The following is an 18333-nucleotide window of genomic DNA, read 5'->3' on the forward strand; positions in this document are numbered from 1 at the left end:
ATCTTCCTCGCACTTCATAACTATGAACGCTAAGGATTCAGTCGCGTTATTTCCCACGGCCTATCAGTTGTTTCGCGTGACCACCGAAACCGGTCATGCAATCTAAACGCACCATCTGACCAAAACTCGATCTCCAGAGGTACAATCCGGAAACCACCCCAAAAGGGCGGCCGTCCCGGATCCGCCCCTTTTTGAACCGTTACTTTCGCAACTTCTGCCATCAACGCCGCGCGTGATGACAAAGGCTGCGATTGCCGCGATGCCCAAGCGCCTAACCGGCTCTTGAGAGATCGTGACTTATAATACTCATCTGCGATTGGACCGTCCTCGCGGTCGACCAACCCTCTAACTCTAATCTGCCGCGCGAGCGACTTCCAGTGCAGGACAAATGCAGCCTTACCGGATTCTTCAATCTCTTGTGCTTTTATACTTTCGTAGTTGGTGTAAAACACAAATGCTTCTGGCTCAATCTCCTTGAGCAATACCATCCGCACGTTTGGCAAACCTGTTGCATCTACAGTCGCGAGCGCAATTGCATTGGGATCGGTAGGTTCTATTTCCCTAGCGGTATCAAGCCATTGACGTGCAATGGTAAACGGATCACTGCCCGCGAAAATACCGTCCCTGTCACCCATTAACAAACCTCGTCGTTTCTTTGCGTGACAGGCTTAGGGACAATCGTCCCATGTGGCAACCTTTTTAGACCACCTGTTCAAAAGCTTGATGCGGTCTTTGCAATCGCCTAAACGAGGCTAACGCGAAGTAAACTAAGACGAAGGAACAACAGCGATGACGTCACAGCTGATGCAAGGCAAACGCGGCCTCATTATGGGGCTAGCCAACGACAAATCCATCGCATGGGGGATCGCAAAAGCATGCGCTGACGCCGGTGCAGAACTGGCATTTTCCTACCAAGGCGAAGCGCTAAAAAAGCGGGTTGGACCGCTTGCAGAGTCCGTCGGATCAGACATCGTATTGCCCTGCGATGTGGGTGACGAAACGTCTATTGATGACCTATTCTCAGAGCTCGAAAAGCGCTGGGGAAAACTTGATTTTATCGTACATGCCATTGGTTTTTCAGATAAAAATGAACTTCGTGGTCGCTACGTCGATACAAGCCGAAACAATTTTTTGATGTCGATGGATATCTCGGTTTATTCTTTCACAGCCGTTGTCAAACGCGCTGAAAAAATGATGACTGAAGGTGGCTCTTGCCTCACGCTGACTTACTACGGCGCAGAGAAGGTCATGCCGCACTATAATGTTATGGGTGTGGCCAAAGCCGCGCTTGAGGCATCGGTGCGATATTTAGCCGAAGATTTGGGTAAAGATGCCATCCGCGTGAACGCAATTAGCGCCGGAACAATCAAGACTTTAGCTGCCTCTGGGATCGGCGATTTTCGGCTGATCATGAAATGGAACGAATACAATTCGCCGCTGCGCCGCACAGTGACCCAAGAAGAGGTCGGGAAATCCGCGCTGTACCTTCTGTCCGATCTAGGCAGCGCCGTCACAGGCGAAGTTCTTCACGTTGATGCAGGATATCACGTGGTCGGCATGAAAGCCGTAGACGCCCCTGACATCTCAAAGGAATAGCAATGACACTGACGGCGTTTGGCACAATTTGGCTTTTGCATCTCCTCGCTGCAATTAGCCCCGGACCAGCGGTCGTCATGTCTGCCCGCACAGGCGTTATAGAAGGAATGCGGACCGGGGCTATGCTCTCGGTCGGCATCGGCATTGGTGGTGTCATATGGGCACTAATGGCACTTTGCGGCCTAGAGGTGCTTTTTAAGGCTGCTCCCTTACTCCTTATTGGGATGAAGTGCCTTGGCGCTTCATATTTGATCTGGATGGCTTGGAAGCTTTGGCGCTCGGCGAGCACACCTCTTGACCTAGGTGATCAAAACGCACCACTCCGAAGCGGTTTATCGGCACTTTGGCTCGGCATTAAAACACAGCTCGCAAACCCCAAACCCGCGGTTTTGTTCAGTGCTATATTCCTAGGAACTGTACCGGAAGACACAAGTATAATTGGCTATATTGCGATTCTATTGGCCGTATTCCTTAACGAAACAATTTGGAATATTTTCGTTGCACGTATCTTTTCGCTTGAAAGGTCGCGCCAAGGCTACATAAGCCTAAAAACTCTCATCGACCGCGCTTTTGGTGCAACTTTGGCACTGCTCGGCGTCAAGATAGCTGCAACCTGACAGCCGCCATAAGGAACATTGCCATGACCGACACACGCCTGCCCCACGAAAAAGGTTTCCACATTAGCTGGGATCAAATCCACCGCGATAGCCGTGCACTTGCTTGGCGGCTTGATGGACAAGGCCCTGATGACGGCGCATGGAAAGCGGTTGTCGCTATTACACGCGGGGGCATGGCCCCGGCGATGATCGTTGCTCGTGAATTGGACATTCGTACTGTCGATACGATCAGCGTTAAAAGCTACGATCACCAAGATCGATCTGAAGCTAAGGTTCTTAAGGCGCCAGATGCCGAGCTGATGGGCGACGGAACAGGCATTTTAATTGTCGATGACCTTGTCGATAGCGGCAAAACGCTTGAGCTCGTACGTCAAATGTATCCGAACGCACAATTCGCGACAGTCTATGCAAAGCCCAAAGGCCGACCACAGGTCGATACATTTATCACCGAAGTCAGCCAAGACACTTGGATCTTCTTCCCATGGGACATGGCGTTACAATACGTCGAACCCTACCGCGGCAAAGACTAAGCAGACTTGTAAGAAGACAACGCTTGCCGCACGGTACCCAAAAATACTGTGCGGCAAAGCCGCTCTATTGGATCAAGCCATGACACAACCACGCACCGCTATCACCTTTGCTCCACCAGTGATGGAGGCACGACGTTGGTTAGATGGTGTGTCCCACCCGGCTGACCGCCCATTGCTCAATGTCAGTCAGGCGGCCCCAGTTGATCCACCGCCCGCGCCCCTGCGCGAGGCAATGGCGCAAATCGTCCTGACCGATCCGAACGCGCATTTATATGGTCCGGTATTAGGACTTCCTGAACTACGGACAGAAATCGCAGAACGTTGGACCGGCGCATATGGCGGCACTGTATCGCCCGACCAAGTTGCAATCACATCGGGCTGCAATCAGGCCTTTGCCGCCGCGATATCCACCCTTTGCGCCGAAGGGGATGAGGTCATCATTCCTGTTCCCTACTATTTCAACCACCGCATGTGGCTGGATATGTCGGGCGTAAAAACCGTCCCGTTGCTTGCTGGCGCCGGGATGATTCCCGATGCCGCCGCAGCCGAGAATCTCATCACACCACGGACCCGCGCAATCGCTCTTGTGACGCCCAACAATCCATGCGGCGCGGAATACCCTTCTGAGACCTTGCGTGCGTTCATGTCATTGGCACGCAAACATAAAATTTCGCTTATCGTTGATGAAACCTATCGGGATTTCGACAGCCGTGAGGGCTCGCCACACGATCTTTTTACCGATCCCAACTGGGACGATACGCTGATCCAGCTTTATTCATTCTCCAAGGCCTACCGCCTGACCGGGCACCGCGTGGGGGCCATTGTCGCCAGCCCTGCCCGCCTAGCCGAGGTTGAAAAGTTTCTCGATACGGTCACGATCTGCCCTAACCAGCTTGGGCAACGTGCCGCGCTATGGGGTATGCAGAACCTTGACGCGTGGCTTGCAGGTGAACGGTTAGAAATTCTTGATCGTCGCAATGCGATCAATGAACATTTCCCCAAACTTGCTGCCCACGGGTGGGAACTGTTGGGATGCGGCGCCTATTTCGCCTATATGCGCCATCCTTACGGTATTTCATCAGCAGAGCTTGCTCCGAAATTGGTCCGCGACGCAGGCGTCCTTTTACTGCCCGGCACAATGTTTATGCCAGATGATCTACCCGGCGGAGAAAGCCAATTGCGGATCGCTTTTGCCAATATCGACCGTAGCGGGATCGAGACCTTATTCGATCGACTTTCGAACCTGCCCTACTGACCCTTGCACCCATGTGCGCAGGGCCGTATTCATGCTCCACCTATTAGGGCGGAGCGCACGAGACTTATGGCAGAAAAAAAGAAAAATCGGTACGGCCCATTGGTCATTGTCGGGGTTGTACTTGTTGGTATGGCTGGCTTTGGCTCAAGCGGGTTTTCAAGCAGTATGCGCAGCCTAGGCACCGTCGGCGACAAAGACGTGCCGATTACAGCCTATCAGCGGCAGCTAAACGCGCAGATTCAGAATATGTCACAGCAGTTTGGTACGCAAATCACCTTCCAACAAGCTGTTTCACTTGGCATTGACCGTCAGGCGCTTCAGTCCGTGATCCTAAACCGCACGCTTGATAATGAAGCCGCCCAATTGGGTATTTCCGTTGGTGATCAACGTGTGTTTGATCAGCTAAAAGCCATTCCAGAATTCCAAGGTCGTGGCGGATTTAACGCCGATAGCTATCGCCTTGCGCTGCAGCAAGCTGGTCAATCAGAATCCGCGTTTGAAACAACACTCCGCGAAGAAATGGCACGCACATTGCTGCAAGGCGCAGTCGTAAGCGGCGTTCCAAGCATGGATGTCTTTGGTCAAACGATGATCGCCTATATTGGTGAACAGCGCAGTGCCACTTGGACATCAATCGATGCCGAGGCACTGACAGCACCAATCCCTGGTGCGACAGATGCTGATATCCAAGAATACTACGACGCCCATCCCGAAGATTTCACTCTGCCCGAAACACGTGACATCACCTACGTCTGGCTAACCCCAGATATGATCCAGGATCAGATGGAAGTTCCTGAAACCGCCGTTGAACAGCTGTATCAGGACCGGATCGCTGAATTCATGCAGCCAGAGCGCCGCTTGGTGGAACGCTTGGTTTATCTCGACTCTGCGAAGGCGGACGAAGCCCGCGCGCGCATCGATTCTGGCGAATCCAGCTTTGAAGACCTTGTTGCCGAACGTGGCCTTACCCTGAACGATGTCGATATGGGCGACGTCGACCAAGAAGAACTGCGCGCCGCTGGCGAAGCCGTCTTTACGGCAACTCCGGGTGAAGTCGTCGGTCCGTTCAACTCTCCTCTTGGGCCTGCATTGTTCCGCATGAACGCAGTTCTCTCAGCCCAAGAAACACCAATCGAAGAAGCGACACCGCAATTGCGTGACGAACTTGCGGCTGATGCAGCCCGCGAAGTCATTTCTGGTAACACCGATGGTATTCTTGACTTAATCGCAGGCGGCGCAACGCTTGAGGATCTAGCGGAACGGACCGACCTACAAATTGGCACCATCAATTGGACAGCTGATGTCGCCGAAGGAATCGCCGCCTATGATGATTTCCGTGACGCTGCTGCGCGCGTTGAGCAAGGTGCATTTGCGGACGTTATTGACTTGGCAGACGGCGGTATTTTTGCATTGCGTCTAGATGGTATCACCCCGCCGGCGGTCCAACCGCTTGATGAGGTGCGCGAATCTGTCGCTCAAGCGTGGGAAGTTCAGGCGGTCCAAGATGCTGTTATCGCACGTGCGGAAGAATTGGTTGCCAAAATTCAACCCAATACCGGGTTTGATACGCTCGGACTGCAGGCAACGGTCGAAGAAAACCTAACGCGTACCGATTTCGTCGAAGGCACCCCACCCGCCTTTAACGAGAAGCTGTTCGAAATGGCGGCCGGGGATGTTGTTGTTCTGGATGCAGAAGACCGTGCCGTAATCTTGCGTCTTGACGCAATCACACCGCCAGATACCGAAGACGAACTGACGGCGGCACGGATCGAAGGTATCAGCAGCAACGCAACGCAATCTATCGCGCAGGACCTCTTTGACGCCTATGCGACGGCTTTGCAAAAAGAGACTGACGTGAATATTAATCAGGCCACCGTGAACGCGGTTAACGCCCAGTTCCAGTAGGATAAAATGTCGCTTTTACCTGATTATGATAACTTCGCCCGTGGATATGACGCGGGCGAAAACCAAATCGTTTATACCCGTATTGCCGCTGATTTGGATACACCCGTTTCGTTGATGCTGAAGCTATCAGGCGCTGGAACTAACGCTTTCATGCTCGAAAGTGTAACGGGCGGGGAAATTCGCGGGCGCTATTCGATTATCGGCATGAACCCTGACTTGATCTGGGAATGTCGTGGAACGACGTCACGCGTAAACCGCAACGCCCGTTTCAACGACACCGACTTCATCGAAATGGATGCGGACCCGCTAACCGCGCTGCGTGCGCTGATAGCCGAATCCAAGATCGCGTTGCCCGCCGATCTACCTGCCGCATCAGCGGGGCTGTTTGGTTATCTTGGCTATGACATGATCAGGTTGGTTGAACACCTGCCGGACGTGAACCCTGATCCTCTGGGGCTGCCTGACGCGATGATGCTACGCCCATCCGTCGTTGCCGTGCTGGATGGCGTGAAGGGTGATGTCATCCTTGTTGCGCCTGCCTATGTGAACTCAGGATTAAACGCGCGTGCCGCCTATGCCCAAGCCGCTGAACGCGTGATGGACGCGCAGCGCGCACTTGAACGCCCTACGCCGGGAGATGGCCACGCGCTGGCAGATCCAGCCCCAGTAAGCCCACCTGTATCGAACTTTACCCACAGCGGGTATTTGGACGCTGTTGAAACAGCTAAGGAATACATCCGCGCTGGCGACATCTTTCAGGTCGTGCCATCGCAACGGTGGACCCAAGAATTCCGCGAACCGCCTTTTGCACTGTATCGCAGTCTGCGCCGGACCAATCCGTCGCCGTTCATGTTTTTCTTTAACTTTGGCGGCTTCCAAGTGATCGGGGCCAGCCCTGAAATCCTTGTTCGCGTTTTTGGCAAAGAGGTTACGATTCGCCCAATCGCCGGTACCCGTCCCCGCGGCGCGACCCCTGCCGAAGATAAAGCGAACGAAGCCGATCTTCTTGCCGATGAAAAGGAACTGGCTGAACATCTCATGCTGCTTGATCTGGGCCGCAATGACACGGGTAAGGTCAGTAAAGTTGGAACCGTACGCCCGACCGAAGAATTCATTATCGAACGCTATAGCCATGTGATGCATATCGTTTCAAACGTCGTTGGCGAATTGGCCGATGATCAAGATGCGCTATCTGCATTCTTTGCTGGCATGCCTGCAGGAACAGTATCGGGCGCACCCAAAGTCCGTGCGATGGAAATCATCGACGAGCTGGAACCTGAGAAACGCGGTGTTTACGGCGGTGGCTGTGGCTATTTCAGCGCAAACGGCGACATGGATATGTGTATTTCCCTGCGTACTGCGGTGTTGCAAGATGAAAAGCTATACATCCAAGCTGGCGGCGGTGTGGTCTTTGATAGTGATCCAGAGGCCGAGTATCAGGAAACTGTGCATAAATCGAACGCCATCAGAAAAGCTGCGGCTGACGCAACCATGTTCAAAACAGGTGGCAATTAGCCCGCTCAGCGTAAGCTGGATTTAAATCCAGCTTACGTTTTTCAATTCGCGTCCAGTAGAACCGCAGATACTGGCGCCAGCAGCATTTGATCTTGGTTCACGGAAAGTGCCCAGTTGGTTAGCGCCAATATCGTACTTTCTTGGGCATGACCTAACAGAACCGCATTGCCAGTTTGGCGTGCGCGAAGCGCAGATTGGTCCAATGACCTTTCAATTATTGACGGGTCATCAACACCGCTATCAAGGTCGCGCAAGACAGTTGCTGTGGGGATTCCCGCCTGCTCAGCCGCGCGTTGAGCACTTCCGAGACCGCGTTGCACTGTAACCAACCCACGGCCATCCGCTGCAAGAACCCGCATAACCTGTTCGGTTACAGCCCGGTTGTTTTGCAAAACGCCGGTACCGTCCGCAAATAAAATCGCTGTTTCCGGCAAAATACCAAATGCTGCCTCAAAGGCCACTTCGACATCAGTAGGAATCGCGCCTTCTGGCAAAGAGGTTTGCATAGCGATCTCTACACCTGCAGCGCGGTAAGCGCGCATATTCTCGGCTGCATTTGGGTCAAGCGCATGAAGCACAACAGTGACGGGTAATGGCAAAGCTGCCACCTCTGCGGCCATCACGCCATTTGAACCGTCGTCAATGAGTAGGACTGAAATCAGCGGCAATCCATTTGGGTTCTCAAATGCCGTCGCATAACGTTCTAGCGCAGGCAAAACAGTTTCCTCGCCTTCTTGGACAGATACTTCGATTTCGGGTTCTGACGTTTCGGAAGGTTCCGCACCAGGGCGGTTCACTTTGACCCGGTTTACTGGCGGAGTGTTATCTACAGGCTGTTCAGCGTCAGCGACATCGGCTTCTGCCTCAGGCTCAGGCTCAGGCTCAGGCTCAGGCTCAGGCTCAGGCTCAGGCTCGATGATAATAGGCGCTTGCACCGGTGGTGTCATCTCTGCCTCCACTGACGGCGTTTCGTCAGGCACAGGGAGTGCGGTGACCTCTGGCAACTCCGTGGCCTCTGGTACGATTGCTAAATCGGGCTCTGGGATAACAACGGCTTCGGGCGGCTCAGCCACGGTTTCAGGTGTCGGTGCCACAAATAAGGGTTCGTCGTCATCGACACGAACCTGTTCAGCGGGTTTTACAATGACGTCTGGCGGGGGCGGCACCAACGCATCTTCGGCAATGCCAGCCACGATTGGCGCGTCTAGTTCACTCGGCTCAGATTCCGGTTGTGCTGGCAGTGTTGCAATCACAGCGTTTTCATCCGCAACAGGCATCTGAGGCGGTTCAACCGTTGTTGGCGCAAGAACAGGTTCCTCTAACGCTGTGACAATCGTCGCATCACCCACGTCAGCCGGCACGCTAAGTTCGGTTTCCAACTGCAATGTCTGTGGTGGCGCTGCAGGTTCTGTATCTGTCGTTGGTTCCGCCACTTCTGCTTCGGGGGCGGAAACACGTGGCGCGGTTACAGCGAATTCACGATCCACCTCTGGCGGCGTCGTCCCAGTATCAAGATCAATTTCAGCACTTTGCGTTGCTTGTGGTGCCGCAACCTGTGGCATCTGCGGCGGTTCATTTCCTGCGGGTTGTTCGCTCACTAGTGACGCAACACCTAACCCTGCACCACCAAGTACAAGCGCCCACACACTCCCTGAAACACTACCCCGCATATAATAATCGCCCTTCAAGTCGTCTGTAATCGCACCGTTCGACCTTGACGCTGCCCCGCGTCCCGGCCCATGTATGGCATTGATTATACCGTCAGCCACGGGGGAGACGGTAGCCCTAATTCGACCTGCACGGGATTTTGTCATGCTTTTGCTGATAGATAACTACGATAGCTTCACCTACAACCTTGTTCATTACTTGGGCGAATTGGGCGCAAACGTCGTTGTGCGCCGAAATGACGCGCTTAATGTCCAAGAAGCAATGGCGATGCGTCCCGACGCAATTATGCTATCTCCCGGCCCTTGCGATCCGTCGCAAGCAGGCATTTGCCTGTCGATGGTCCATGCCGCTGCCGAGACCAAAACACCCTTGATGGGTGTGTGTCTGGGCCACCAAGCGATTGGAGAAGCTTTTGGCGGGAAAGTCGTTCGCTGCCACGAAATCGTACACGGCAAAATGGGCGCGATGAAACACACTGGTAAGGGCCTGTTTGCTGGGTTGCCTAGCCCATTTGATGCGACCCGCTATCATTCTCTTGTTGTAGAACGCGAAACCCTGCCCGACAGTCTTGAAATCACGGCAGAACTTGATGACGGCACGATCATGGGGCTCCAGCACAAAACGCTGCCAATCCACGGCGTTCAGTTCCACCCTGAAAGCATCAAGTCAGAGCACGGGCACAAGTTGTTGAACAACTTCCTTGAGATGACAAAGGTTGCAGCATGACCGAGGCGATGAAGCCACTGATTTACGCCGCATCGGAAGGCCCGCTTTCGCGTGCGCAAGCCGAAGACGCATTTGGATATCTGTTCGAAGGTACGGCAACACCGGCTCAGATCGCGGGTTTCCTGATGGCGCTGCGGACACGCGGTGAATCCGTAGCTGAGTATTCAGCAGCGGCCGCTGTCATGCGCGCGCATTGCGTACCTGTCAAAGCCCCCGAAGGTGCGATGGATATCGTTGGCACGGGCGGCGACGGTAAGCACACTTTGAACATCTCAACCGCAACCGCGTTTGTTGTGGCTGGTGCCAGGGTGCCCGTTGCGAAACATGGTAACCGCAACCTATCGTCTAAATCCGGCACTGCAGATGTGCAAAGTGCGCTTGGCATCAACGTGATGGTTGGGCCCGATGTGGTCGAACGTGCAATCGCTGAGGCTGGCATCGGCTTTATGATGGCGCCCATGCACCACCCAGCAATGAAACACGTTGGTCCTGTACGACTAGAATTGGGATGCAAAACGATCTTTAACATCTTGGGGCCGCTTACTAATCCGGCTGGCGTAAAGCGCCAACTTACGGGCGCATTTGCGATCGATTTGATCCACCCAATGGCCGAAACGCTCCAGCAGCTTGGCACTGAAAAAGCGTGGCTTGTGCACGGCAGCGATGGCACTGATGAGATCACGATTTGTGGCACAACCGCCGTTGCCGCGCTCGAGAATGGCAAGGTCACATCGCGCGAAATCCACCCAGAGGATGCGGGCCTACCTGTCCACAATTTCCGCGATCTGATCGGTGGGACGCCAGAAGAGAACGCAGATGCGATGCGCGCATTGCTGGATGGAGCGACCGGTGCCTACCGTGATGCCGTGCTATTCAACGCTGCTGCCGCACTTGTTGTCGCCGACAAGGCAGCCACCCTGCCCGAAGGCGTCGAAATCGCCCGCGAAAGCATTGATGCTGGCAAGGCAAAGCAGGCTGTTGAAACACTCGCGCGGATCACATCGTCCTAATGTTTGATCTTGGTCGTCTGGGCAGTTGGGCCGATCTACCGTTTTTCGGTGACGACCTTCCCGCTCTGACAGCCAAGATCGACGCCGATATACTTCCGCCACCGGCGCTGACATTTGCGGCGCTAGAGCGTTGCCAACCCGATCAGACCCGCGTCGTGATTATTGGCCAAGACCCGTACCACACACCCGGCAAAGCTGACGGTCTGGCCTTTTCAATTCCCGATGACTTTGGCGGTCGGCTTGATAGTCTTGGCAACATTTTCAAAGAGATAGACAGCGACCTGGATCAAAAGCGCACCAAGACTGGGTTACAGGACTGGGCCGATCAAGGCGTTTTATTACTTAACACAGCCCTGACGGTGCCCCCCGGAAAGCCAAAGGCGCATGCCAAACTTGGCTGGTCGAAATTGGTCGTCGATGTGATCAAGCGACTGGATGATGCACCGCGCGCGCTCATCCTTTGGGGCGGCCCGGCACAGAGCTATAGCAAACACATCAGCGAACAGCATCTGATACTAAAATCAGCGCACCCTTCCCCATTGTCATGCCATCGTGGTTTTTTCGGCTCGCGCCCATTTTCAAAGACCAACCAGTGGCTTATTGATCAAGGGCAAGAGCCAATAAACTGGGCGGACCCATGAGCGACATTCTCGAAAAAATCAAAACTTATAAGTTGGAACATGTTGCTGCATGCAAAGCTGCTGTTCCATTATCCGAGATAGAAGCGCGCGCCAAAGATGCGCCCCCCACCCGCGGGTTTGCGGATCGCCTACAAGAGGCTGCCCGCGAAGGGTATGGCCTCATCGCTGAAATCAAAAAGGCGAGCCCATCCAAGGGTCTGATCCGTCCCGATTTCAACCCACCTGAGCTTGCAAAAGCATACGAGGCCGGCGGTGCAACATGTCTATCCGTGCTGACAGATGGCCCATCATTCCAAGGCGATGATAGCTACCTGACGGCTGCCCGCAGCGCCGTCGATCTACCCGCCCTGCGCAAAGATTTCATGTACGACACCTATCAAGTCGCCGAAGCCCGTGCATTGCACGCCGACTGCATCCTAATCATCTTGGCGTCGGTCAGCGATGCCCAAGCCCAAGAGCTTGAGGATGCCGCGTTTGAATGGGGAATGGATGTCCTGCTTGAGGTCCACGATGCAGAAGAGCTTGAGCGTGCAAGCCTGCTGAAATCCCCTCTGATGGGTATCAACAACCGCAATCTCAAGACCTTTGAAACGACGTTAGACACCACACGCACCCTGTCGAAACTGGTGCCTGCAGATCGCACAATCGTCTGCGAAAGCGGCCTGAACACCCCCGAAGAACTTGCAGACATGGCCCGCTATGGCGCGCGCACTTTCCTGATCGGCGAAAGCCTGATGCGTCAGGATGACGTTGCAACGGCGACACGCACGTTGCTTGCCAATCCAGCAACCGGAGGCATGTGATGTCCGGCCTCAGCCATTTTGACGCCGACGGCAAAGCCCATATGGTCGATGTATCGGACAAACCCGTCACGGCACGTATCGCGGTGGCCGAAGGTTTCATCAAAATGGCCCCCGAAACGCTTGCCTTGATTGTCGAAGGACGCGCAGACAAGGGCGATGTTCTGGGGATCGCCCGGATCGCTGGGATTATGGGGGCCAAGAAAACAGCCGACCTCATCCCGCTCTGCCACCCGCTCCCCATCACCAAGGTCGCGATTGAAATGACCCCGGACGAGGCGCTACCCGGTATCAGGATCAGCGCCACCGTCAAAACCGGTGGCCAAACTGGCGTTGAGATGGAAGCCCTAACAGCAGTCAGCACAACCGCACTAACCGTCTATGACATGGTCAAAGCGGTTCAAAAAGATATGGAAATCGGCGGGATACGGGTGACGCTAAAAGACGGCGGAAAATCTGGACGGTTTGAAAATCCATGATCCCAGTCAACGAAGCACTTGATCACTTGTTCGCTCTTGTTTCGCCTTTACCATCAGAAACCGTGCCACTGGCAGAAGCCTTTGGACGTGTGCTGGCGCAGGATGTCGCCGCACGCCGTGATCAGCCGCCATTTGCTGCATCTGCTATGGATGGTTATGCAGTTGCTGGTGCAGATGTTGCCCCCGGCGCAACCTTTGATGTTGTCGGAGAGGCTGCGGCCGGCCACGCATTCGCTGGCAACGTCGGGTCAGGTCAGGCTGCGCGGATTTTCACAGGTGCACCAATGCCCGCCGGAACAGATTGGGTCGTGATCCAAGAAGACGTTGACCGTGTCGACAACACCATCACCCTGTGCGACACGTTAGAAACGAAATCTTACGTGCGCCCTGCTGGTTCCGACTTTAAGAATGGCGATCAGATTAAGGCACCGCGTGTCTTGTCTGCTTCGGATGTTGCGCTTCTTGCTGCGATGAATATTGCGCAGGTCCCGATGGCCCGCCGCCCCGTTGTCGCGATTATCGCGACAGGGGATGAATTGGTGCAGCCCGGCGAAACTCCGGGCCCAGATCAGATCATTGCGTCGAACAGTTATGGTTTGGCGGCCCTTGTCGAAGGCGCAGGCGGCCATGCCCGTATGCTGCCAATCGCACGCGACAACGTTCCGGCCCTTGAACTAGCTTTTGATTTGTCAGCCGATGCCGACCTGATTGTGACCATTGGTGGTGCCTCTGTCGGCGATCATGATTTGGTCGGACAGGTTGCAGAAGCCAAGGGAATGGAGCGGTCGTTTTACAAGATCGCAATGCGTCCGGGCAAACCGCTGATGGCGGGCCGGATGGGCAACTCTGTGATGATTGGCCTGCCGGGCAATCCCGTTTCTGCAATGGTGTGCGGGCACATTTTTTTACTGCCAGTCATCCGCAAGATGCTTGGCCAGGGAACGGCACCTGCCCCACGCGAAACCGCCCCCCTTGCCCATGACATTGGCCCAAACGGTATCAGAGAACACTATACTCGCGCGCATATCGGCCCTGACGGCGTGACCATCTTTGATCGCCAAGACAGCGCGCTTTTGACAGTCCTAGCGGATGCTAATTGTCTTGCTGTTCGTCCGATTGGTGACCCAGCCCGCAGCGCAGGCGACAAAATCGACATCATCCGTATCTGACCTTGAATGTTCACAGTGCTCACGCAAGAGTTGACACAAAACAGGAACATGCATAGAACATATGCAAAACCTGCAAGGGGAACATGCGATGCTGACGAAAAAACAACTCGACCTGCTAGAGTTCATTCACAAGCGCGTTCAGCGCGATGGGGTGTCGCCTAGCTTTGATGAAATGAAAGAAGCGCTAGATCTGCGATCCAAGTCGGGGATCCACCGTTTGATCACAGCATTGGAAGAACGTGGATTTATTCGCCGCCTCGCGCACCGCGCACGTGCCTTGGAAATCGTTAAGCTACCTGACGCGATGCAGGGCAAAACTGGCTTTACCCCGCGTGTGATTGACGGCGATAAACCCGACAGCACCCCTGCAACGGCAATGCCGATTGACAATGGCGCGATCGAACTTCCCTTGATGGGCCGCATCGCTGCCGGTGTCCCGATCGAGGCGATTAGCCAAGTATCCCACAACGTTTCGGTCCCGCAGTCGATGGTCGGCGCAGGCGACCACTATGCGCTTGAAGTTAAAGGCGATTCTATGATCGACGCCGGCATCAATGACGGCGATGTTGTTGTGATCCGTGAAACCACCGTCGCTGATAATGGGGATATCGTCGTTGCACTGGTCGAAGGTCACGAAGCCACGCTAAAACGGTTCCGCCGGAACGGCAGTGCTATCGCGCTCGAGGCGGCAAACCCTGCATATGAAACGCGCATATTCCGCGATGATCAGGTCAAGGTTCAAGGCCGGCTGGTTGGGCTAATCCGCACCTACTGATTAGAGTATTCACGCTGCTTCAAGGGTCGCTCTGGCGGCCCTTTTTGTTTTCTTGGGTCAGGATGATCTGTCCACCTGCCAATTCTGCTCCGGCGTTCCACGGACGAACCCCAGTTACCTCTTGTGCAGTGGTAACGACTAAATCACCACGTTCATTGATATCCAAAGCGAGTGCGCCAGTCCGGCGTAGCTGGTCAATATCAAAAACGATACAGGGCCAATCTGTTACTTCCTTTTGATTACTAACAATCACATCAGCGCCATCGCATCCATCTAACTCCGCAAGCGCGGTTTTTCCCGATACTTGCAACACAGTCCATTCGCCGACCTGCACCCGAACAACCCGCCCTTCGCGCTGGTATCCAGGGCGGCCTGCCGCGATTTCTTGGTCAGACACTGCGCCGTCATTTTCCAGCCAAATCCGCGCAACAAAACTGTCGCCAGTTGGCTTGGAAAGTGCCCTCCCCTCAGGCCCTAAAACCCCAATCAACGCTCCGCTGTCAGAGATCAGTAAGTGCGGTCGGGTTACTTGCGACCATGACACAAATGCGCAAATCACAAGGGCAACGCCTGCGAATCGTAATTTGCCCTGCCACAGGACACCCCACAGCAAACCCATCGCAAGTAACGACAAAACCCAAGGACCGGGCGCAACGATATGACCGACAGCCCCGTCCCAGCCTGATACAGTTTCCGCAACCCATAAGATCCAGCGCAAACCAACGGACATGAGCGCAAAACCGACGCCCGACAGCCCAAGCGGCGCAAGGCAGATCGCCAGAACGGCTGCGGGCATAACTAGGACGCCCATCAATGGCACGCTGAGCAAATTCGCGATGAGCCCAAAATGTGCAACTTGGTTAAAATGCGCTGCAGCGAAAGGCGCGGTCGCAAGCCCTGCAACAAAGGATGACAAAACGACAGAAAACACTGCACGCAACCATTTCGGCCAACGCGACATGTCAAAGCGGCGCAATGCGCCAAAGACCACCACCAGCGCTGTCGTCGCAGCAAAAGACATCTGAAACCCCGGCCCGGTAAGCGCCTCTGGCTGCCATAGCAGCACGATGATCGCAGCCATTGCCACAGCGCGCAAAGTTAACGCGCGGCGGTCCAGTAGGACTGCAACCAACATCACTGCAACCATTATGAATGCGCGCTCTGTCGCTACGTTTCCTCCGGAAAGTGCCAGATAGAATGCACCGACAACTAATGCGCAGACTGCAGCAATTTTCTTGGTCTGATACCGAAGCGATATCGTCGCACTAAGCGCCAATCCGTACCGGACAAGCGCAAAGATGAATCCGGTCAGCAACCCCATATGCAGACCAGAGATCGCCAACAAATGCGCCAGATTAGCGGCACGCAAATTCGCCAATGTTTCTTGGCGCATCGCGGATCTGTCGCCTGTCATGATTGCAGCAGCAAATGCCCCTGCTTCGCCCGGGATCGCCGCCTGAACAAAGCTAGATAACTTCATCCTTGTGGCAAACACGCGCATCGCCAATGTTGGGTCGCTCGGGGCGGCCAGCCTTAAAACCGGAGTGCGCGTGTAACCGACAGCCCCCAACCCCAGAAACCACGCATGTCGTTGAAAATCAAAACCACCTGGTTCCGCAGGACCTGCGGGCGGCGAAAGGTGCCCGGTGAGGATCAGGGTTTCGTCCGGCTGATAGCTATGGATCACTTGGTCACCATGAACTGAGACTCGCACTCGTTCCGGGGTACGGGCTGGTGACATACGCGCAAGAACAACGTTATCCAGCGTTAATCTGGCTGCATCGCTTGCAGACCGATCAATATTAACCACACGCCCCTCAATCGGCCCATAGTAGCGAAAACTAAGCACTGGTTCGGCAACACGAGCCGTTCGCCACTGGGCGATGCCTGCACCGGCGAGGAAAAGTGAACAGCCCACAACAACGGGGGCCAGCGCGGGATGGACCCATCGCGATATCCACAGCAAGGTTATCGCCAACAGCCAGACGCCGACCATTATCGCTTGATTAGGTTCTTGAGAAAGCGAGAAATAGGTGCCGATGCCGATGCCCAGGCAAACAGGAACCCAGCCAATCAGCCCACCGCGTTGCGCCAGAAGTACGTCAAGAAAAGCAGTGCGCACTTGTTCTTTACCCCGCAGTTTCGTATCTCCCATTCAATCCGGACACTACCGGAAAGCTGGTTAGCGAAAGGTTAATTCTCCATGTCAGTCGTCACTCGTTTCGCCCCGTCACCCACTGGTGCTTTGCACATCGGCGGTGCGCGCACTGCTTTGTTTAATTGGCTTTATGCGCGTGGTCGTGGTGGCAAATTCTTGTTGCGGATCGAAGACACCGATAAGTCACGCTCGACTGATGAAAACAAACAGGCGATCTTGGATGGTCTGACTTGGCTTGGGCTTGATTGGGATGGCGAACCAACCAGCCAAGCAGAAAACGCCCCGCGCCATGTCGAAGTCGCGCTGGAGATGCTAGCCAACGGCCACGCTTATAAGTGTTTTAGCACCCAAGACGAAATCGAAGCATTCCGCGAAAACGCGCGTGCAGAAAAGCAGTCGACGCTGTTCCAGTCACCTTGGCGCGATGTGCCAGAGGCAGATCATCCTGACCTGCCCTACGTCATCCGTCTAAAGGCACCGCGCACCGGCAAAACAACCCTTCATGACGAAGTACAAGGTGATGTCACTTGGTCCAACGACCAGCTAGACGACATGATCCTGCTGCGGTCTGATGGTACCCCAGTTTATATGCTGGCCGTTGTTGTCGACGACCATGATATGGGCGTGACGCATGTCATCCGTGGTGATGATCATCTTGCCAACTCCTTCCGTCAGAACCTGATCTACGAGGCCATGGGTTGGGAGAAACCCGTGCTTGCCCATATTCCATTGATCTTTGGTCCAGACGGTAAAAAGCTATCGAAACGCCACGGCGCGACTGGTGCGGCAGAGTACCAGCAAATGGGTTATCCGGCCGCTGGTATGCGCAACTATCTGACTCGTCTGGGCTGGAGCCACGGCGACGACGAATTCTTCTCGGATGAGCAGGCCCGCGAATGGTTTGACCTGAGTGGAATTGGCAAATCGCCTGCCCGTTTTGACTTTAAAAAGCTCGCAAATATCTGTGGCCAACACATTGCCGTGACTGACGATGCTGCACTGCTGCAGGAAGTGCACGAATATTTAGCATCTGTTGGCGAACAGGCCCTTACAGATCAGCAATCTGATCTTCTATTGCGCGCAATGTACTGCCTAAAAGAACGCGCAAAGACCATTCCGGAATTACTTGAAAAAGCACACTTTTCACTTGTTTCCCGCCCACTAGAGATCGACGAAAAAGCCAAAGCGCAGCTGAATGATGTATCCCGTGGTATACTGTCGGAATTGACGCCGCAGTTGCAAAATGCTAGCTGGACGCGTGACACCTTAGAAGGGATTGTCACGTCCATTGCCGAAGCTCACGATACGAAACTTGGCAAACTTGCTGGGCCGCTTCGTGCGGCGCTCGCAGGGCGTGCTGTCTCACCAAGTGTGTTCGATATGATGTTGGTCTTGGGGCAAGAGGAAACAATTGCCCGGCTTCAAGACGCCAGCGACTGAAACCAATTCGTTACGATTGGCAGTTACCTGGAACACCGACGAATAAAGA

17 protein-coding genes are annotated in these 18333 nt (G+C 54.5%); 14 read left to right on the forward strand and 3 right to left on the reverse strand.

The genetic code is table 11. The features are described from left to right. Window positions 1–29: 29 nt before the first annotated feature. Entirely contained in the window at window positions 30–635 is a 606-nt protein-coding gene (pdxH, locus tag CLV80_RS05310; protein ID WP_106355626.1) for a pyridoxamine 5'-phosphate oxidase, read from the reverse strand. Window positions 636–789: 154 nt separating this feature from the next. Between pdxH and fabI the strand changes: the two genes are divergently transcribed. From fabI to trpE, 6 genes are all read left to right on the forward strand, one after another. Further along, window positions 790–1596 (forward strand): enoyl-ACP reductase FabI, encoded by an 807-nt coding sequence (gene fabI, locus CLV80_RS05315; protein WP_106355627.1) that lies wholly within the window; start codon window positions 790–792, stop codon window positions 1594–1596. 2 nt (window positions 1597–1598) lie between these two features. Further along, window positions 1599–2213 (forward strand): LysE family translocator, encoded by a 615-nt coding sequence (locus CLV80_RS05320; RefSeq protein ID WP_106355630.1) that lies wholly within the window; start codon window positions 1599–1601, stop codon window positions 2211–2213. Window positions 2214–2236: 23 nt separating this feature from the next. Continuing rightward, window positions 2237–2743 carry a xanthine phosphoribosyltransferase gene (gpt, locus tag CLV80_RS05325; RefSeq protein ID WP_106355632.1) on the forward strand — a complete coding sequence of 169 codons (507 nt, stop codon included), beginning with the start codon at window positions 2237–2239 and terminating at the stop codon, window positions 2741–2743. Between the two features lie 79 nt (window positions 2744–2822). Continuing rightward, window positions 2823–3998, forward strand: coding sequence for an aminotransferase (locus CLV80_RS05330; RefSeq protein WP_106355634.1), 1176 nt, complete (start codon window positions 2823–2825; stop codon window positions 3996–3998). Between the two features lie 66 nt (window positions 3999–4064). After that, entirely contained in the window at window positions 4065–5903 is a 1839-nt protein-coding gene (locus CLV80_RS05335) for a peptidyl-prolyl cis-trans isomerase (RefSeq protein WP_106355636.1), read from the forward strand. Window positions 5904–5909: 6 nt separating this feature from the next. Then, window positions 5910–7418: an anthranilate synthase component I gene (gene trpE / locus CLV80_RS05340; RefSeq protein ID WP_106355638.1), complete on the forward strand. Its 1509-nt coding sequence runs from the start codon at window positions 5910–5912 to the stop codon at window positions 7416–7418. A gap of 41 nt (window positions 7419–7459) precedes the next feature. Here trpE and CLV80_RS05345 read toward each other — a convergent pair whose 3' ends face one another. Then, the gene (locus tag CLV80_RS05345; protein ID WP_165793330.1) at window positions 7460–9016 is read right to left on the reverse strand and encodes a divergent polysaccharide deacetylase family protein; all 1557 of its coding nucleotides are present in this window, start codon (window positions 9014–9016) and stop codon (window positions 7460–7462) included. A 214-nt stretch (window positions 9017–9230) separates the two neighbouring features. Here CLV80_RS05345 and CLV80_RS05350 point away from each other — a divergent pair, with 214 nt between their 5' ends. From CLV80_RS05350 to lexA, 7 genes are all read left to right on the forward strand, one after another. After that, window positions 9231–9812, forward strand: a complete 582-nt coding sequence (locus CLV80_RS05350) for an anthranilate synthase component II (protein WP_106355641.1) — start codon at window positions 9231–9233, stop codon at window positions 9810–9812. Beyond that, window positions 9809–10822: an anthranilate phosphoribosyltransferase gene (gene trpD / locus CLV80_RS05355; RefSeq protein ID WP_106355643.1), complete on the forward strand. Its 1014-nt coding sequence runs from the start codon at window positions 9809–9811 to the stop codon at window positions 10820–10822. Before CLV80_RS05350 ends, trpD begins: the two co-directional genes overlap by 4 nt. Then, on the forward strand, window positions 10822–11463 hold the full coding sequence (locus CLV80_RS05360; protein WP_106355645.1) for a uracil-DNA glycosylase: 642 nt from the start codon (window positions 10822–10824) through the stop codon (window positions 11461–11463). Before trpD ends, CLV80_RS05360 begins: the two co-directional genes overlap by 1 nt. Then, entirely contained in the window at window positions 11460–12266 is an 807-nt protein-coding gene (gene trpC, locus CLV80_RS05365; protein WP_106355647.1) for an indole-3-glycerol phosphate synthase TrpC, read from the forward strand. Before CLV80_RS05360 ends, trpC begins: the two co-directional genes overlap by 4 nt. Further along, entirely contained in the window at window positions 12266–12742 is a 477-nt protein-coding gene (gene moaC, locus CLV80_RS05370) for a cyclic pyranopterin monophosphate synthase MoaC (protein WP_106355649.1), read from the forward strand. The genes trpC and moaC overlap by 1 nt, the downstream gene beginning before the upstream one ends. Next, window positions 12739–13911, forward strand: coding sequence for a molybdopterin molybdotransferase MoeA (locus tag CLV80_RS05375; RefSeq protein ID WP_106355651.1), 1173 nt, complete (start codon window positions 12739–12741; stop codon window positions 13909–13911). The genes moaC and CLV80_RS05375 overlap by 4 nt, the downstream gene beginning before the upstream one ends. Window positions 13912–13999: 88 nt before the next feature. Next, window positions 14000–14686, forward strand: coding sequence for a transcriptional repressor LexA (gene lexA, locus CLV80_RS05380; protein ID WP_106356143.1), 687 nt, complete (start codon window positions 14000–14002; stop codon window positions 14684–14686). Window positions 14687–14705: 19 nt separating this feature from the next. On the opposite strand, the gene CLV80_RS05385 is transcribed toward lexA, so the two are convergent. Further along, the gene (locus CLV80_RS05385; protein WP_106355653.1) at window positions 14706–16841 is read right to left on the reverse strand and encodes a ComEC/Rec2 family competence protein; all 2136 of its coding nucleotides are present in this window, start codon (window positions 16839–16841) and stop codon (window positions 14706–14708) included. 48 nt (window positions 16842–16889) lie between these two features. Between CLV80_RS05385 and gltX the strand changes: the two genes are divergently transcribed. Continuing rightward, window positions 16890–18284: a glutamate--tRNA ligase gene (gene gltX / locus CLV80_RS05390; protein ID WP_106355655.1), complete on the forward strand. Its 1395-nt coding sequence runs from the start codon at window positions 16890–16892 to the stop codon at window positions 18282–18284. Window positions 18285–18333 lie beyond the last annotated feature (49 nt).

Origin of the sequence: Yoonia maritima, from assembly GCF_003003285.1 — a bacterium.
Taxonomy (GTDB): Bacteria; Pseudomonadota; Alphaproteobacteria; order Rhodobacterales; family Rhodobacteraceae; genus Yoonia; species Yoonia maritima.

Coding starts and splice junctions, on each gene's coding strand:
- pdxH (WP_106355626.1), bottom strand. CDS start 635: ATGGGTGACAGGGACGGTATTTTCGCGGGCAGTGATCCGTTTACCATT.
- fabI (WP_106355627.1), top strand. CDS start 790: ATGACGTCACAGCTGATGCAAGGCAAACGCGGCCTCATTATGGGGCTA.
- CLV80_RS05320 (WP_106355630.1), top strand. CDS start 1,599: ATGACACTGACGGCGTTTGGCACAATTTGGCTTTTGCATCTCCTCGCT.
- gpt (WP_106355632.1), top strand. CDS start 2,237: ATGACCGACACACGCCTGCCCCACGAAAAAGGTTTCCACATTAGCTGG.
- CLV80_RS05330 (WP_106355634.1), top strand. CDS start 2,823: ATGACACAACCACGCACCGCTATCACCTTTGCTCCACCAGTGATGGAG.
- CLV80_RS05335 (WP_106355636.1), top strand. CDS start 4,065: ATGGCAGAAAAAAAGAAAAATCGGTACGGCCCATTGGTCATTGTCGGG.
- trpE (WP_106355638.1), top strand. CDS start 5,910: ATGTCGCTTTTACCTGATTATGATAACTTCGCCCGTGGATATGACGCG.
- CLV80_RS05350 (WP_106355641.1), top strand. CDS start 9,231: ATGCTTTTGCTGATAGATAACTACGATAGCTTCACCTACAACCTTGTT.
- trpD (WP_106355643.1), top strand. CDS start 9,809: ATGACCGAGGCGATGAAGCCACTGATTTACGCCGCATCGGAAGGCCCG.
- CLV80_RS05360 (WP_106355645.1), top strand. CDS start 10,822: ATGTTTGATCTTGGTCGTCTGGGCAGTTGGGCCGATCTACCGTTTTTC.
- trpC (WP_106355647.1), top strand. CDS start 11,460: ATGAGCGACATTCTCGAAAAAATCAAAACTTATAAGTTGGAACATGTT.
- moaC (WP_106355649.1), top strand. CDS start 12,266: ATGTCCGGCCTCAGCCATTTTGACGCCGACGGCAAAGCCCATATGGTC.
- CLV80_RS05375 (WP_106355651.1), top strand. CDS start 12,739: ATGATCCCAGTCAACGAAGCACTTGATCACTTGTTCGCTCTTGTTTCG.
- lexA (WP_106356143.1), top strand. CDS start 14,000: ATGCTGACGAAAAAACAACTCGACCTGCTAGAGTTCATTCACAAGCGC.
- CLV80_RS05385 (WP_106355653.1), bottom strand. CDS start 16,841: ATGGGAGATACGAAACTGCGGGGTAAAGAACAAGTGCGCACTGCTTTT.
- gltX (WP_106355655.1), top strand. CDS start 16,890: ATGTCAGTCGTCACTCGTTTCGCCCCGTCACCCACTGGTGCTTTGCAC.